General features: G+C 41.2%; 12 protein-coding genes. 7 read left to right on the top strand and 5 right to left on the bottom strand.

Annotation, left to right across the window (positions count from 1 at the left end; translation table 11 throughout):
* The 3 genes from ACED29_RS13680 to cysQ all read left to right on the top strand — a co-directional run.
* The coding region (locus tag ACED29_RS13680; protein WP_371697874.1) for an Ig-like domain-containing protein at positions 1–4,163 on the top strand (4,163 nt) is incomplete at its 5' end.
* Positions 4,164–4,390: 227 nt separating this feature from the next.
* Positions 4,391–4,969 (top strand): ADP compounds hydrolase NudE, encoded by a 579-nt coding sequence (gene nudE, locus ACED29_RS13685; protein WP_124017787.1) that lies wholly within the window; start codon positions 4,391–4,393, stop codon positions 4,967–4,969.
* A 138-nt stretch (positions 4,970–5,107) separates the two neighbouring features.
* Positions 5,108–5,917, top strand: coding sequence for a 3'(2'),5'-bisphosphate nucleotidase CysQ (gene cysQ, locus ACED29_RS13690; protein ID WP_124017712.1), 810 nt, complete (start codon positions 5,108–5,110; stop codon positions 5,915–5,917).
* A 273-nt stretch (positions 5,918–6,190) separates the two neighbouring features.
* Here the strand turns inward: cysQ and mnmH are convergent, their stop codons facing one another.
* Both mnmH and selD read right to left on the bottom strand, forming a co-directional pair.
* Complete coding sequence (gene mnmH / locus ACED29_RS13695) at positions 6,191–7,297, bottom strand: tRNA 2-selenouridine(34) synthase MnmH (RefSeq protein ID WP_371697875.1); 1,107 nt, start codon at positions 7,295–7,297, stop codon at positions 6,191–6,193.
* The gene (gene selD / locus ACED29_RS13700; RefSeq protein ID WP_371697876.1) at positions 7,297–8,352 is read right to left on the bottom strand and encodes a selenide, water dikinase SelD; all 1,056 of its coding nucleotides are present in this window, start codon (positions 8,350–8,352) and stop codon (positions 7,297–7,299) included. The genes mnmH and selD overlap by 1 nt, the downstream gene beginning before the upstream one ends.
* Positions 8,353–8,544: 192 nt before the next feature.
* On the opposite strand from selD, the gene ACED29_RS13705 reads away from it, so the two are divergent.
* A complete protein-coding gene (locus tag ACED29_RS13705; RefSeq protein WP_182757253.1) occupies positions 8,545–9,156 on the top strand; it encodes a TetR/AcrR family transcriptional regulator in 612 nt (203 codons plus the stop codon).
* Positions 9,147–11,003: an MFS transporter gene (locus tag ACED29_RS13710; protein WP_371697877.1), complete on the top strand. Its 1,857-nt coding sequence runs from the start codon at positions 9,147–9,149 to the stop codon at positions 11,001–11,003. Before ACED29_RS13705 ends, ACED29_RS13710 begins: the two co-directional genes overlap by 10 nt.
* Before the next feature lie 77 nt (positions 11,004–11,080).
* On the opposite strand, the gene ACED29_RS13715 is transcribed toward ACED29_RS13710, so the two are convergent.
* On the bottom strand, positions 11,081–12,190 hold the full coding sequence (locus tag ACED29_RS13715; protein WP_124017707.1) for a fatty acid desaturase: 1,110 nt from the start codon (positions 12,188–12,190) through the stop codon (positions 11,081–11,083).
* 156 nt (positions 12,191–12,346) lie between these two features.
* Between ACED29_RS13715 and fabR the strand changes: the two genes are divergently transcribed.
* Positions 12,347–12,964 carry an HTH-type transcriptional repressor FabR gene (gene fabR / locus ACED29_RS13720; protein ID WP_124017706.1) on the top strand — a complete coding sequence of 206 codons (618 nt, stop codon included), beginning with the start codon at positions 12,347–12,349 and terminating at the stop codon, positions 12,962–12,964.
* An 82-nt stretch (positions 12,965–13,046) separates the two neighbouring features.
* On the opposite strand, the gene trmA is transcribed toward fabR, so the two are convergent.
* Positions 13,047–14,144, bottom strand: coding sequence for a tRNA (uridine(54)-C5)-methyltransferase TrmA (gene trmA, locus ACED29_RS13725; RefSeq protein WP_124017705.1), 1,098 nt, complete (start codon positions 14,142–14,144; stop codon positions 13,047–13,049).
* A gap of 129 nt (positions 14,145–14,273) precedes the next feature.
* Between trmA and murI the strand changes: the two genes are divergently transcribed.
* On the top strand, positions 14,274–15,053 hold the full coding sequence (gene murI / locus ACED29_RS13730) for a glutamate racemase (RefSeq protein WP_347691009.1): 780 nt from the start codon (positions 14,274–14,276) through the stop codon (positions 15,051–15,053).
* Between the two features lie 42 nt (positions 15,054–15,095).
* Here the strand turns inward: murI and ACED29_RS13735 are convergent, their stop codons facing one another.
* The gene (locus ACED29_RS13735) at positions 15,096–15,539 is read right to left on the bottom strand and encodes an RNA-binding protein (RefSeq protein WP_124017703.1); all 444 of its coding nucleotides are present in this window, start codon (positions 15,537–15,539) and stop codon (positions 15,096–15,098) included.
* Positions 15,540–15,829: the final 290 nt, after the last annotated feature.

Here is a 15,829-nt window from a genome sequence, read left to right on the forward strand (position 1 = left end):
CGTATACCTTTAGTGTCACGGCTCAAAGTGCTGCGGGCACCAGTGCCGCGTCGAATGTCTCTAATAGTGTGACACCGATAGGATCACAAACGATTACGTTCCCTAACCCAGGTGCACAAAGCTTTGGCACCACACCAACCTTAACGGCAAGTGTAAGCTCTGGTTTAAGCTTAAACTTTACTTCATCAACTACTGGAGTATGTAGCATTAGCAGTACTGGTGTGCTGACCTTTATTACAACAGGAAGCTGTACCATTAATGCCAATCAAGCGGGTAATGCCAGTTATACCGCAGCGGCTCAAGTAAGTCAGACTTTTGCGGTGAATGCTGTAGTGGCTGGCGTGCCGAGTATAGGCACTGCGACTGCGGGCGATACTCAAGCGACGGTGAGTTTTACGCCGCCAAGTAATAATGGTGGTGCAGCGATTACGGCTTATACCGTAACCTCAAATCCAGGTGGTTTGACAGCTAGCGGCGTAAGCTCACCATTAACGGTCTTGGGGCTCACTAATGGCATGACGTATACCTTTAGTGTCACGGCTCAAAGTGCTGCGGGCACCAGTGCCGCGTCGAGCGCCTCTAATAGTGTGACACCTAATGGCGCCCCAGTGATTAATTCGAGTCCAATATTGAATGTTGATCAGGGAGCAAGTTATAGCTATACCCTGACAGCGGTAGATACCGTTGGCGATACTCTCACTTATAGCGCTTTAAACATACCAATTTGGTTAAGCTTCGATACAGCAACAGGTAACTTAACCGGTGTGCCAAATAGAGATAATATTGGTAGTCATGCCATTGAATTAAAAGTAACCGATGCGGCAGGTTTATTTGCGACGCAAGCATTTACTTTGGACGTTAATGCTACCAATAGTGCTCCGGTTGCGAGCGACACCAGTGTCACATTAGACGAAGATGGTTCATTGAGCATTAGCTTTAGTGCCACGGATCCTGAAAATGATGTCCTTAGTTTTGAGGTATTAACTCAGCCAATATCAGGTAAGTTAGACAAGCATGGATCGGTCTGGTTATACACGCCAGAGGCTGATTTTAATGGTAACGATAGCATAAGCTTTATTGCCAAAGATGCTGAGCTAAGCTCACAACCTGGTGTAGTGAGCATCAAAGTTAACCCAATTAATGATGAACCTAATGCTGTAGATGATAGTTATAGCCAAAGTGTATCAACCGACAGTAGCTATATCCTTGCTGTACTTGATAATGATACCGACGTTGATGGTGATAACTTGACCATTGATGGTGCTGCTGCCGATGTTGGGGATGTACAAATTGTAGCGTCGCAGCTTAAGTATCAAGCGCCTACAGATTTTGTCGGCCCTGTGACTCTGCGCTATACCATCTCGGATGGCCAAAAAGGCAGAAGCAATGCCAAAGTGCAGCTGATTATTACTGGTGAAAGCTCTGCGGATGCGCCTGTGATTACCGTTCCTGCGGACATTACCGCTAACGCGACAGGGCTGTTTACTAAGCTTAAGTTAGGTGTGGCGACTGCTGTGGATAAAGCCGGCAATAAACTGGCAGTATCTTTAGTCAATACTCAACAATTATTTGCACCAGGCGAACACTTAGCCTATTGGCAGGCTACAGATAGCCAAGGTCTCAGCTCAATTAAATCCCAGAAAGTGACGGTTAACCCTTTGATTTCGATTAGTCGAAACCAGGTTGTTGCTGAGGGGAGTGAAGTGCAATTGAGCGTGTTCTTAAATGGCCCTTCACCGCAGTACCCCGTGAGGATTCCCTATACTGTGTCTGGTAGTAGTGATGCTAATGACCATGACTTAGTCGATGGTGTGTTTATCATTGAATCAGGTTTATCGGCGAGTTTTAGCACCAATATCTTTGATGATGCAATTACAGAAGTCGATGAAGACCTAATTATCAACTTAGACCCAAGCATCAACATTAGTAACCAGAGTGAGACACGCTTGATCATTACTGAAGCCAATATTGCCCCGCAAGCTAGCATTCAAGTGACTCAGTCTAATGAACTGCGTAGTCAAGTGAGTAAGGTCGATGGCAAGGTGTATCTTAAAACTCTAACTCGCGATGCTAATGCACTAGATAATCTTTCAGAAGTTTGGTCTACAGGCAGCTTAGTCCTTGAAAGCGATGAACAGGGCAGTTATTTTGACCCAAGTGGACTTGATGAGGGTAATTATCCGATTAGCGTTGTCGTGACTGATGATGGTATTCCTGAATTATCGACAACGGTGCAATTAACCTTGTTGGTTAAATCAGCATTACCAATACTTAGCGGTGACGATTCTGATGGCGATTTAATACCGGATGATCAAGAAGGTTTTACTGACACAGACAGCGATGGTATCGCCGATTATCTTGATGCAATTAATGAATGTAACGTGCTGCAAGAAAAAAGTCTTGAACAGTCAAACTTCCTTGCCGAAAGTCAGTCAGGCGTGTGTTTGCGCTTAGGTAATACAGCGCAGCTCAATGGAAGCGATGGGATCGAAATTCAAGAGGATGATTTAATCGAGGATCTACAAGCGGATAATCTCGGTGGTCTGTTTGATTTTGAACTTACGGATATCCCTAGATTGGGAGACAGCGTTACTGTTGTTATACCTCAAACCTTACCCGTACCCATGAATGCCGTGTATCGCAAGTTTGTACGTGGTAGTTGGCAAGACTTTGTGTCTAACGCCAACAACTCAGTCATGTCTACTGCGGGTAATCCGGGTTATTGTCCTCCACCAGGCGCAGCTGAATGGCTGCCTGGATTAACTGAAGGCCACTGGTGTGTGCAATTAACCATAGAAGATGGCGGCCCGAATGATGACGATGGCATAGCTAATGGCAACATAGTTGATCCTGGTGGGGTTGCTGTAATGCTGAATGGCAATGCATTACCCCTTGCGGTTGCCGATGCTATTACAGTGCTAGCTAATCAGGGTATTGAAATTGACGTACTGGCAAACGACAGTGACGCAGATGGCGATACCTTGACGGTTAAGCAAGTGAGCAGTCAGTTTGGTACTGCTGAGGTGTTGGATAATCAGCAAATAAGTTACTTACCAGCGGAAGATTTCATTGGGATAGATGTATTGGTGTATAGCATAAGTGATGGTAACGGTGGGACTGGTAGCAACAAGTTAACCGTGACAGTTGTGGCGAATAGAGCCCCAATTGCAGTGGATGATATGGCCAATACCGATGATAAAACAAGCTTGATATTGGATGTCTTGAGCAATGATAGCGACCCCGATAATCAGTTATTGAGTTTGATCGCAGTTAGCGCTCAACAAGGTGGCGTGATGATTGAAAATAATAAGGTACGTTACATACCAAAAGCTGGTTTTGAGGGCGTCGATACTGTGATTTATACTATCAGCGATGGTCAAGGCGGCGAAGCCACCGCTAATGTGATAGTGACAATTGAAGCCTATAAACCTCAGGTTGTCGACAATGAATCAAGTGGTGGTAGCATGCACTGGCTTTGGAGTGGTCTGTTACTATTGGTGATAATGCTGCGTATTAAACCGGAGGGCGGTTTTAAATATTATAAGGTTCTGTCATTGAGTCTAATGGCGTTACTGGCCAGCTCGAGCCATGTTCAGGCCCAAGGATCATCTTCGGTATCACCTTGGTATTTGGATGGCATTATTGGTTTTAGCGAATCAGTTAACACCCAAGCGGAGTTACAACGTGAAATCCCAACAGGGCAGATAGAGGCTTTTGATAAGTCAGATACCAGTTTTGGTTTAACAATTGGTTATCAGGTTACACCGTTACTCGCTTTTGAGCTCGGCTATATAGACTTTGGTGAAGGTTCAGCACAGATAAGTGGTGAAAGTTTACATACTGGCCAATATCATGAGTTACTAAAAGCTGTATCGCCAATATTACCTACGGGGTTCAGCGTTGGTGTCGACTTGAGTTTAGTCGAGCATGATGGATGGCGATTTTCAGTGCCTGTAGGTCTGTTAGTTTGGGAGTCTGAAGTCAAAAGTTACTCTCAAGGACAGACGTTAACAACTCAGTTTGATGGCACAGATTGGTACACAGGTATGCATTTAGATTATCAATTTACTCGCAACTGGTCTGCAGGTTTAGGGATGGATTATATCGCTTTGGCACCTAACGATATATTGAGCTATCAATTCAATCTTCGCTATCAGTTTTAATTTTTAGTGGTTTTTATATCCTCTTATCAGCATGTTATTTCTAATGCTTAGATAAGAGGATATTTTTTATGTCGTTATTCTCTCTCTGTTTTGAGTCGTTATCAGCTTATATCATCACCATTTATCGCTGTGTAAGACGTTTTCTGCCGATAAAAACAGGTCACATTATTTTTGTGTTTGGTATAAGATTGAAGCTTGCGAAAACGACATCATTTGACGAGGCTTCAATGACACAGCGGCATAAAAAGCCGGAAATCCTGCATACCGAAATTGTTGCCAAAAGCCGACTGTTTCAAATTGAGCAGGTACACCTTAAGTTTTCTAATGGCGTAGAACGTCAATATGAAAGAATGAAAGGCGGTAGCAGAGGTGCTGTGATGATTGTGCCTATTCATCAAGGTAATTTATTATTAGCTAGCGAATATGCCGCCGGCACTGATAATTATGAACTAGGCTTTCCTAAAGGGTTGATCGATCCCGGTGAAACGGCAGTTGAAGCCGCCAATCGTGAGCTTCAAGAAGAAATTGGTTTTGGCAGTTATCAATTAACCCATCTAAAAGAGCTATCGCTTGCGCCAGGCTACTTTTCCAGCAAAATGCATATTTTTGTTGCTGAAAAATTGTATCCTAGTCGTTTAGAAGGTGATGAACCTGAACCGATTGACGTGATCCCTTGGCCACTATCTGATTGGCAGCTATTACTCGATAATGTCGACTTTTCAGAGTCTCGCAGTGTGAGCGCACTTTTTTTAACTCAGCAATATTTGAATATATCAATGCATAACCTTACCGATGAAAATAGTTGAGGGTGAATTTTGCTAACTAATGAGTCAATTCATTTGGTGTATTAATTCTGCATATAACCATACATACAGTAGGCGATAGCCTTGTTTATAGGTGTCCTTGTCAGGTCATCCTTATCGAATCCAGCAATTGGAGTAGTAATGAAGCCAGAAGATGTAATCGAGCAAGTCATAGACATTGCAACGGAAGCTGGGCAAACGATTCGCGAAATTTATCTCAAAGGTAACTTTAAACGCGAAACTAAGTCAGACAATACCCCTGTAACGTCTGCAGATTTAGCTGCCCACGATCTTATTTGTCGTAAGTTAGCTGAGCTAACGCCTGATATCCCCATCCTAAGTGAAGAAGCCGCTGATATTCCTTTAAGTGTCCGCGAAACGTGGAAGCGCTATTGGTTAGTTGATCCATTAGATGGCACTGGCGAATTTATTGCTGGAAGTGGTGATTTTTCTGTCATTATTGCTTTGGTGGAACATAACCGACCTATCATGGGAGTGGTCTATGTGCCGATGACTAAAGTGTGCTATTACGCTATTGCGGGCTTAGGTGCTTATAAGCGTGATGGTAAAAATGAGATCCGTATTACCAGTAAACAATTAACCGGTGATGAACCTGAGAATTTACGTTTGGCGGTCAGTCGTCGTCAAGATCCGCAATCGGTATTAAAGCTGCTTAACAAACCTAATCGTTGTGAGTTAGTGGTAATGGGTGGTGCAGCATTGAAAAGTTGTCTAGTCGCAGAAGGGCGTGCCGATTGCTATGTCCGTTTAGGGCCGACAGGTGAGTGGGATACTGGTGCTGCGCAGATTATTATTGAAGAAGCGGGTGGAGCCTTGATTGATATTAATTTACAGCCTTTGACCTATAATGAACGTGAAACACTTGAAAATCCAAACTTTATCGTAGTAGGTAGCGCTAATCTTCCGTGGGATATATTGTTAACTAATTAATTTATATGTTTTTTAATGGGTGTTGATTGATTCTTTGGATGTGTTGTTTTTTCGAACAGGTGTTAATTTATTAATAACATACTTAGCAACGATATCAGTAATGACATGCAACGATAGTCATCCGAAACCATAAAATGCGACCATATGGTGTAAACACTGATGGCTGTGTGAGGTTTTATCCGTTAATACCAGTGAGCTTGCCAATAATGTGACTAGATTTAATTATACCCGCTCAGATACACACAAAAATGCCCTCATTTGAGGGCATTTTGTTTAAATTGTTGATTGATGACTATCTAACCATTGATGTATCGCTTGTCTGTCGCCTTGAAAGATAACTCTGTCGCGTTTCTTTTCAAGTTGATACAGATACATAGGATCATAATAAATATCGAGTAACAGGCTTATCCAGTCTAAATGTTTACTGGTATCATTTTGGTTTTGTTGCATATTAAGTGCATCGTCAACCAAGCTCTGTAATTCTTGATGTTGTTTACCACCTAAGCGTTTACGGATCCCTAATAAGCTTTGAGTCAAATAAGCTTTAAATGCATCGAAACCAGCTTGTTCACCTAAAAGAGACACGTAATCAGCGAGTTTACTTTCTACATAGTCGTGGAGTAAACGCGGCAAACGTGCATCTAATGACTCATCAAGCAAAATAATATCAGCTTGTTGCATGGCATGGTAAAAACTGTGTGGTAGTGCAGAGCGACCAATCAGAATACTTTCATCTTCTAATAATAAATGACGATGATGCTGTTGTTGATGCGAGAGTAATGCCACTGCTAAGGTATTTTCAAAGTTAATTTGGCTGGGTTGAGGGTCGATATTCTTACCAAAGCTCGATCCTCTATGATTGGCAATACCTTCAAGATCGACCGACTCATCTCGTTGATTAATCACTTCCGTTTTACCACTGCCGGTTATGCCACTCAAGATAAGTACTTTAGAGTGATTGGGTGCTTGCTCAATAGTATTAATTAAAAAAGTACGCATGGCCTTATAACCCCCTTCAATATAAGGGATATGCATGCCAGATTCTTTAATCCATTGCTGGGATAATTTTGAGCGTAAGCCACCACGAAAACAATATAAATAACTGTCCGGATGTTGTGTCAACTGAGTGAGCCAAGCATCTATACGCTGTTGCTTAACATTACCTTTTACCAACTCATGACCTAATGCGATAGCAGCATCTTGGCCATGCTTTTTATAGCAAGTACCGACTTTTTCGCGCTCACTATCTTGCATTAATGGTAAATTAATCGAGTGACTAAAGGCTCCTTTAGTAAATTCAATGGGGGCACGTACGTCGATTAATGAACGATTTTCTAATAAAAGTCTGCCATATTCTGAGCTGGGTATGACCATACTCATTAGCTTAATTCCACAAGGATATTGTGTCCGCTAGTATGAGGTTCATAGGTATTGAGCAGGCCGATACAAATCGCTTCAATGCCATTAGTTTCTAATAATTGTGTCAGTTCATGTTCAGCCTCTGCACTGACACTAACTAATAACCCGCCACTAGTCTGTGGATCGCAGATAATGGCTTTCTGATGATCAGTTAAGGGCGGTAAATACTCACTGTAACTGTCAAAATTACGATGAGTCCCGCCTGGTATACAACCTAATGCAAGGTAGTCACTGACTTTAGCAAGAAGAGGAACTTTGGATAACACTAAGTTAGCTTTAAGTTGTGCGCCTTGGCAGACTTCAATCAAGTGGCCAGCAAGTCCAAATCCTGTTACGTCAGTTAGCGCGTTAACACCATCTATTTTAGCGATATCAACCCCTATCATATTGAGCTGACACATAGCATCAGGTGCAATTTGACTGTCTTCCTCTCGAAGTTTTTTCTGTTTCTGTGCGGTAGTCAGAATGCCAATACCAATGGGTTTAGTGAGGTACAAACGATCGCCTGCTTTAGCAGTATTATTTTGCTTTACTCGCTCAAGCGGAATTTGTCCTGTTACAGCTAAACCAAAAATTGGCTCAGGAGAATCAATACTGTGACCGCCAGCCAGCATAATACCTGCATCTGCACAGGCTTGGCGTCCACCATCAACAACTTGTTGGGCAATTTCTGCGGGTAATATATTAATAGGCCAACCTAAAATGGCAATTGCCATAATCGGAGTGCCACCCATAGCGTATATGTCGCTTATGGCATTAGTGGCTGCAATTCGACCAAAGGTAAACGGATCATCCACAATAGGCATAAAGAAGTCTGTAGTACTGATAATGCCAGTTTGTTCGTTAAGCTTATAAACGGCAGCATCGTCACGAGTTTGATTACCAACTAATAAATTAGGATCAGTAAAGACGGGGAGTTGTGATGCAAGAATGGTACTTAACACTTTAGGAGAAATCTTACAGCCGCAGCCTGCGCCATGGCTATATTCGGTAAGTTTAATTGCTTGCTGAGACATATTGGTTGATCTTTGATGGCGTATTGAGCAGTAATTATAATCACTATTGGCCCAAATATCTTGTTTTTTAGCCGTTTATCAAATTTAGTCGACCATTTAAAATGGATAAAAATATTATTATGAACGTTGTTTTTTATTTTATTTGCTGTTAACTTACCTTCCAATCAAGATAACTGATGTTAGGTGATCACTTTGGCAAGACGTAAAGAACATACTCATGAGCAAATAAAGACTATGGCTATTGAAGCCGTCGTAATGCATCTGCAGCATGACAATATTGAAACGTTGAGTTTAAGGAAGGTGGCCAGTCTAATAGGCTATGTACCAAGTACACTGATTAATATATTTGGTAGTTATCATTATCTATTATTAGCGGTGTCAGAGCAGACATTAGCGCAGCTAGCCACCAAGTTATCGTTGGAGATGAATGATAATCCACTGTTGAATATTCAGCAGATGGCGACAATTTATAGTGAGTTTGCCTTGCAGAATCGGCGTTGTTTTCGTTTAGTATTTGAGTTAAGTATGCCCGATGATCAGCCTTTACCAATTGCGCATTTAAGCTTAATAAAGTCATTGTTTGGTCTAGTTGAATCACAATTATTACAATACTTTCCAGAGGCCGACAGCCAAAAAATTGAAATGATGAGCAGAGTATTGTGGGGCGCTATTCATGGGTTAACATCTTTAGCACTAGATGGTAAATTATTTGAGGAGCAATCGTGTTTACAGGACATGCTCATCAGTCATGTACAGAGTTATATCGCAGGAATGAGCATTAAAAAGGAATTTACATGTTACTAACGAAACGATTTTTCCCTTATTTTGCCACCTTATGTTTAGGTGCGTTAAATGATAACTTTTATAAGAATGTGTTGCTGTTATTGGTGACCTACAGCCAATTAAGTGCATTACCAATTGATGTTAATTTATTTGTTAACTTAGCGGCAGGGGTATTTATTTTACCGTTTTTTCTGTTTTCAGCCCATGCCGGTATCGTGGCCGATAATATGGATAAAGCAAAGCTGATAAGACGATTAAAGCTTTTAGAGTTAATCATCATGTCTACCGCCGCGATTGCGATCGTGACCCAAAGTTACATGATTATGTTAGTACTCCTGTTTTTAACTGGCAGTCAGTCGGCGTACTTTGGCCCAGTAAAGTATTCATTACTACCACAAGCACTTAGTGAACAAGAGTTGGTAAAAGGTAATGCGTTAGTTGAAATGGGTACCTTCTTATCGATTCTCATTGGGACGTTAAGCGCCGGCCTCGTAGTGTCAAACGAAAATGGTTTAGTTTGGGCCGCTATAACGGTAACCGTATTAGCCGTTGCAGGTTATCTTGCTAGTCGCGCTATACCTTCATTGCCCGCGCAAGGGGAGCTTAACCCGAATAAGTTCTCTCTGTTTTCTGGTACGTGGCGCTGCATCAATAAAGCTCGTGAAACCACTTCAATTTGGATGGCCATTTTAGCCATTAGTTGGTTTTGGTTTTTGGGTGCGACTTATCTGACTCAGTTTCCTAATTTTGCCAAATTGCATTTACATGCAGATGTCACGGTAGTGTCATTGTTATTAGCGCTTTTTTCTATTGGTATTGCCGTTGGTTCATTCGTGTGTGAACGTTTCTCTTTTGGCCATGTTGAGCTGGGACTATTACCGTTTGGGGTTTTGGGCCTGAGCGTGTTCAGTTTTGATATGATCAGCGCCATTCCAACTGCATCGATTGAATTGGGGTTTGTGTACAGTTTTGAAGCCTTCATTGCTAACGCCCAACATTATCGGTTGATGATTGATTTATTTCTGGTTGGTTTAAGTGGTGGTTTGTTTATTGTGCCCTTGTACGCTTTTATACAAACTCGTGCAGAGAAGCAAGAATGTGCTCAGGCGATTGCGGCAAATAATATTATCAATGCATTTTTTATGGTGGGGTCTGCCATATTATCTATGGTGCTATTAAGTGTGTTCAATTGGAGCATACCTGAGTTGTTTACACTCATAGGTGCACTAAACCTTATTGTGCTGCTATATGTGTATTCACAAGTACCTGAGTTTACCCAACGTTTTATTAGTTACTTACTCAGTCATGTGATGTATCGGGTGAGAGTGTCTGGGCGAGAGCATATTCCATTGCAGGGGGCTGGCATTATTGTCAGTAATCATGTGAGTTATGTCGATGCTCTTATTATTATGGGCGCATCCACAAGGCCAATCCGGTTTGTGATGGATAAGTCGATTAGCGAGATCCCATTATTAAAGTATGTCTTTAGACATGCAGGCGTGATCCCGATTTGTTCACCTAAGAAGTGTGAGGCGACATACCTTAATGCGTTTGAACAGATACACCAAGCACTGGCTAATGATGAGTTGGTGTGTATTTTTCCTGAAGGCAGGTTAACCCCAGATGGAGATATAGGTGAGTTTAGACCTGGTATAGACAAAATATTACAACGTGATCCCGTTACTGTTATACCGTTAGCATTAACTGGATTGTGGGGATCTTATTTTAGCCATAAAGGCGGGCATGCGCTTACTACTTTACCTAAACGTTTTTGGTCTAAAGTCTCGGTAAGTATTGCGCCTTCCGTTGATGGCAGTCTCACCAATTGTAAAGTGTTGCAACAGCAGGTTACACAGCAATTTAATTAACACACTATGTTCGATTTTAGTTGCTCAAAACAAAAAAGGTCACGCATGTGCGTGACCTTTTGTATATTGTTAAAAACTTACGACGTATAAGCAGCTGTTAGGCTTTTCCAATTACGTTGTTGTTCAAGAAATTGGTTACGCAATAATTGTACTTGTTGTTTCAGATTGTGATCTGTAAGTTGCTTGCGTTTCGCCTCTAACAAGCTCTTTTTAGCTTGATAATAGTCAACTAAGTGTTGCTTCATCAGCTCATACTCTGCTTGAAAACTTTCTATAATTTCATCGCAGTTTGGTAAGTGAGCCACCTTATTTTGTGCTTGTAACAACTGCATTTGCAAACGTGCACTTTCAATACGCTCTTGCGACACTTTACGTAAATCAGTTGCCAAGCCAAACCAACTCATTAATTTGATGAGCCATTTGGTTGGATCATAGTCCCACCACTTAATGCCATTACGATAATCATTTTCAAAAATGTGATGGAAGTTGTGATAGCCCTCGCCATATGTCAGCAATGCTAGAAAAGCATTATCTTTGGCGGAATTTTTATCTGTGTATGGTTGTTTACCCCAGATATGAGCCAATGAGTTGATAAAGAAGGTACAGTGATGTACTACCACCAGACGCAACAAGCCTGCCATGAGTACCATTGATAAAATATCGCCATTCAACCAGCCGATAAATGCAGGTAAAGCAATATTCATTAAAATCACTAAGGCTAAATAGTGCTTGTGTTGCCACATAACGATAGGGTCATTTTGTAAATCACGTACGTTGTTGTAGTCACTGTAACGGCTGGCTTGGTATTCGCGCAGCATCCAGCCTATGTGGCTGTACCAGAATCCCATTTTAGCGGAGTATGGATCTTTATCATTATTATCAACATGTTTATGATGAATACGATGATCACTACACCAATGTAGTGCGCTGTTCTGTAATGCTAATGCTCCACCTAATGCATATAAAAATCGCACGGATGGGTGAGCTTTATAAGCTTTATGTGACCATAATCTGTGGTAACCCGCAGTAATCGATAGACCACTTGCGTAAGCAAAAACAACAAATGCAATCCATTCAATGCCATCAAAGCCATGGGTAAAACCACGCCAAGGGATTAATACCGCAGCGCCGATGAAAGTAATGGCAAATAACAAGGTATTAAGCCAAATGATTGGAGGTTTTTTCATTTAATAGGGTTCCAATAATAGGTTTAAATAAGTTGAGCGTACAATTGTACGCTAATTTAACTTGGGCGGCTAGTCATGGTCAAGCTTAACAGGGCTGTGTTTCTGTTTTAAAAACGGTATTATCGTTGAATTAATATTGACTGAATGGATTAGTAAATGGGTGTAAGAGCGCAACAAAAGGAAAAAACCCGTCGTGCATTAGTAGATGCAGCATTTAATCAACTTAGTGCTGAGCGAAGTTTTTCCAGCTTAAGCTTACGTGAAGTTGCGCGAGAAGCTGGTATTGCCCCCACATCATTCTATCGTCATTTTAAAGATATGAACGAGCTTGGCTTAACCATGGTTGATGAAGGTGGATTAACCTTACGGCAAATGATGCGAAAAGGTCGTCAACGTGCTGAGGCTGGTGGCAGTGTTATCCGTATTTCTGTTGACACTTTTATGGAAGTATTGGAATCAAATCCAAACGTGTTTCGAATATTGTTACATGAACGTTCTGGCACCTCTGCTGCATTTAGAGCTGCAGTTGAACGTGAAATTGAACATTTTATTTCTGAGCTTGCTCATTACACTGAAGCACAAGCTAAGCGCACACCGTTACTTGCGCGTGCTCAAGCTGAATCTTTAGTTATTTTAGTCTTTAATGCCGGAGCATCAGCGTTAGATTCAAAACGCAGCGAGCGAAGAGCCTTGGCTGACCAATTAGTGTTACAACTGCGTATGGTTGCTACTGGTGCTGAAGCTTTGCAGCATAAAATGGATAACCGAGCATAAACGATTACGATATAAACTCACTATAAGCACATCAGAAACAAACAGGGCGCTAATCATTAGCGCCCTGTTTGGTTAATTTGCGTTACTTGCGTTCTAACAATACTCCCGACTCCATATGGTCGGTATAAGGAAATTGGTCAAATAACGCGAAGCGAGAAATTTTGTGGGTTTGGCTTAACGTCTGTAAATTGTCATTGAGTGTTTCTGGGTTACAAGAGATATATAAAATCCGCTCATAACCTTGGATCAGCTTCAATGTTTCAGGATCAATGCCTGCACGTGGTGGGTCGACAAAAATCGTATTGCAATCGTAACTGTCTAAATCGATACCTTCTAAGCGTCTAAACTGACGTTTTTTAGCCATTGCATCACTAAAATCTTCTGCTGACATTCGTATAATCTGAACATTATTTACTTGATTAATATCGATATTATATTGTGCTGCATCAACCGAAGGTTTTGCCAGCTCGGTTGCTAATACACGCTTAAAGTTTTGCGCTAATGCAATGGTAAAGTTACCATTGCCACAATACAGTTCAAGTAAATCACCTTGGCTATTCTGAGTGACATCGATAGCCCACTCCAACATTTTTACCGATACTTTAGCGTTTGGCTGGGTAAAGCTATTTTCTATCTGCTTATAATGTAATTGCTTAGCATTGATTGTTAGCGTCTCGGTGACATAATCTTTGTCTAAATCGATTTTTTGCTTACGCGCACGGCCAATAATATTGACATTAAATTGAGCCGATAACTTTGCTTTCAAGAGCGTCGCCTGCTCACGCCATTCTTCATCAAGCTGGCGGTGATACAATAAAGACACTAATATTTCGCCACTCAAGGTCGATAAAAAATCAATTTGAAACAGCTTATAACGTAGCGCTGGATTGGGGATTAACTCCGCAATCAGCTCTGCCATCATTTCATTAATGAGCACACCTGCGGGTAAATATTGATCGCAACGCACTTTTGCATTCAGTGCTTTATCAAACATGTAGTAATATAAGTCATCACCATCATGCCACATTCTAAACTCAGCACGCATGCGGTAATGCATAGGCTCAGAAGCAAAGACTTCAAGCGCTGGTGGATTGAAATCGGCAAAGGTCTTTTCTAGCTTGATGCGCTTTTGTTGTAATTGTGCATCGTAGTTTTTAGGATCCATTGCAGCTAAATTCATATCGTCCACCAAAGGCTGTAAAAAAGGGCGCAAATATTATACTAAATGACGCTGATGTCTAGTGCTACGCACCTAAGTATAAAATATCATGAACATTAATGCTGCGCACATTCATATTGGGAGCCCATATTGTCTGGACCTATTTTAGTATTTGACTCTGGTATCGGCGGATTGTCGGTATTGAATGAAATTAGAAAACAACTGCCACAGCATGATTATTGTTACTTATTCGATAATGCACGTTTACCTTATGGCAATTTGTCAGAGCAAGAGTTAATAACAGGCTGTGTTGCATTGATCACCCATCATGCTCAGCGCCTTAATGCCAGTATTGTGGTGGTTGCCTGTAACACTGCCAGTACTCTAGTATTGCCATTATTACGCCAACAATTAACTATACCAATAGTGGGGGTTGTTCCAGCGATAAAGCCAGCAGCCATGTTATCAAAGAAAAAACACATTGGTTTATTGGCCACACCGGGTACGGTTAAACGCGATTATACTCAAGCGTTAATCAATCAATTTGCAGGAAACTGTAAGGTTGAATTATTTGGCACGTCAGATTTAGTCTTACTTGCAGAGCTTTATGTCGCTCAACAACCAATTGATATCGATAAACTCAATCATATCCTAGCACCCATTGCTGCATCGAATATTGATGTACTCGTACTGGGCTGTACTCATTTTCCAATGATAGCAGCAGAAATTAGTCATTATCTCGGTGATGGGGTAACACTACTAGATTCTGGAGAGGCGATAGCAAAGCGGGTGAGGTTTCTACTGAGTAAAGAACATAATGGTAATAAACAACTACAGGCATGTTATACCAAACAGATTAGCCAAGGGCTTAAAGCAACATTAGTCGATTATGGTTTTAGTGATTTTTCGCTGGTAACCATAACCGACTAACAACAGTGCTTAAGGAGTACTAAGAATCAGCTTCAATAGCGATTAGCTATTCTCTGAATCAGATTCTTGTGATTTAGCTTCTCTTACCTTTAATGTGCGCTCTTGAAAGCTGTAGTCATTTAATTTCGACATGGCTTTCTGTGCACCTGATTCAGACATCTCAACAAAACCAAATCCTTTACGACGTCCTGTTTTACGGTCTCGCACTAAACGAACTGAGTTAACCGGTCCGTATTCGCCAAACAATGCCTTTACTTCTCCTTCATGAACACGGTAAGGCAAGTTACCTACATATAGTGTCATAGTAGGACCAACATAAGGTTCATCAGACGAGCTTGAACCGCTAGAAGGTATAAAGGTGAAAATTAACGTCGCAACGACTACACCAGCAATAAACGCAACCGAAGATGGTGTACCGTTAAACTGAAAAAAAACAAAAGCGCCAAGAAGCGCCGCAATCAAAACAATCACGAATGATTTCTGCATAAAATAATCTCTAATGAATATAAAAATGATAAATAACTGTTAAATACTATTACATACTAATTAAAAATTACCAGATAAACCAGACTACTGTTGAAAAATTGAGCTCAAAAGTAACTTTAATATCAAAAATAACCATTTTGCTATTTAGTTAAAGACGCTTCTTTAACCGAAAAAGTTAAAAAAGAATCAATCTGCATAAAAGTTGGGCATTCAAAAGATTTCATTAATAAAAGCGCTTGCACTAAATCTTAAGCTGCCTATAATGCGCATCCACTGACACGGCAGACAGC

This window comes from Shewanella sp. 5S214, from assembly GCF_041439795.1.
GTDB lineage: Bacteria > Pseudomonadota > Gammaproteobacteria > Enterobacterales > Shewanellaceae > Shewanella > Shewanella vesiculosa.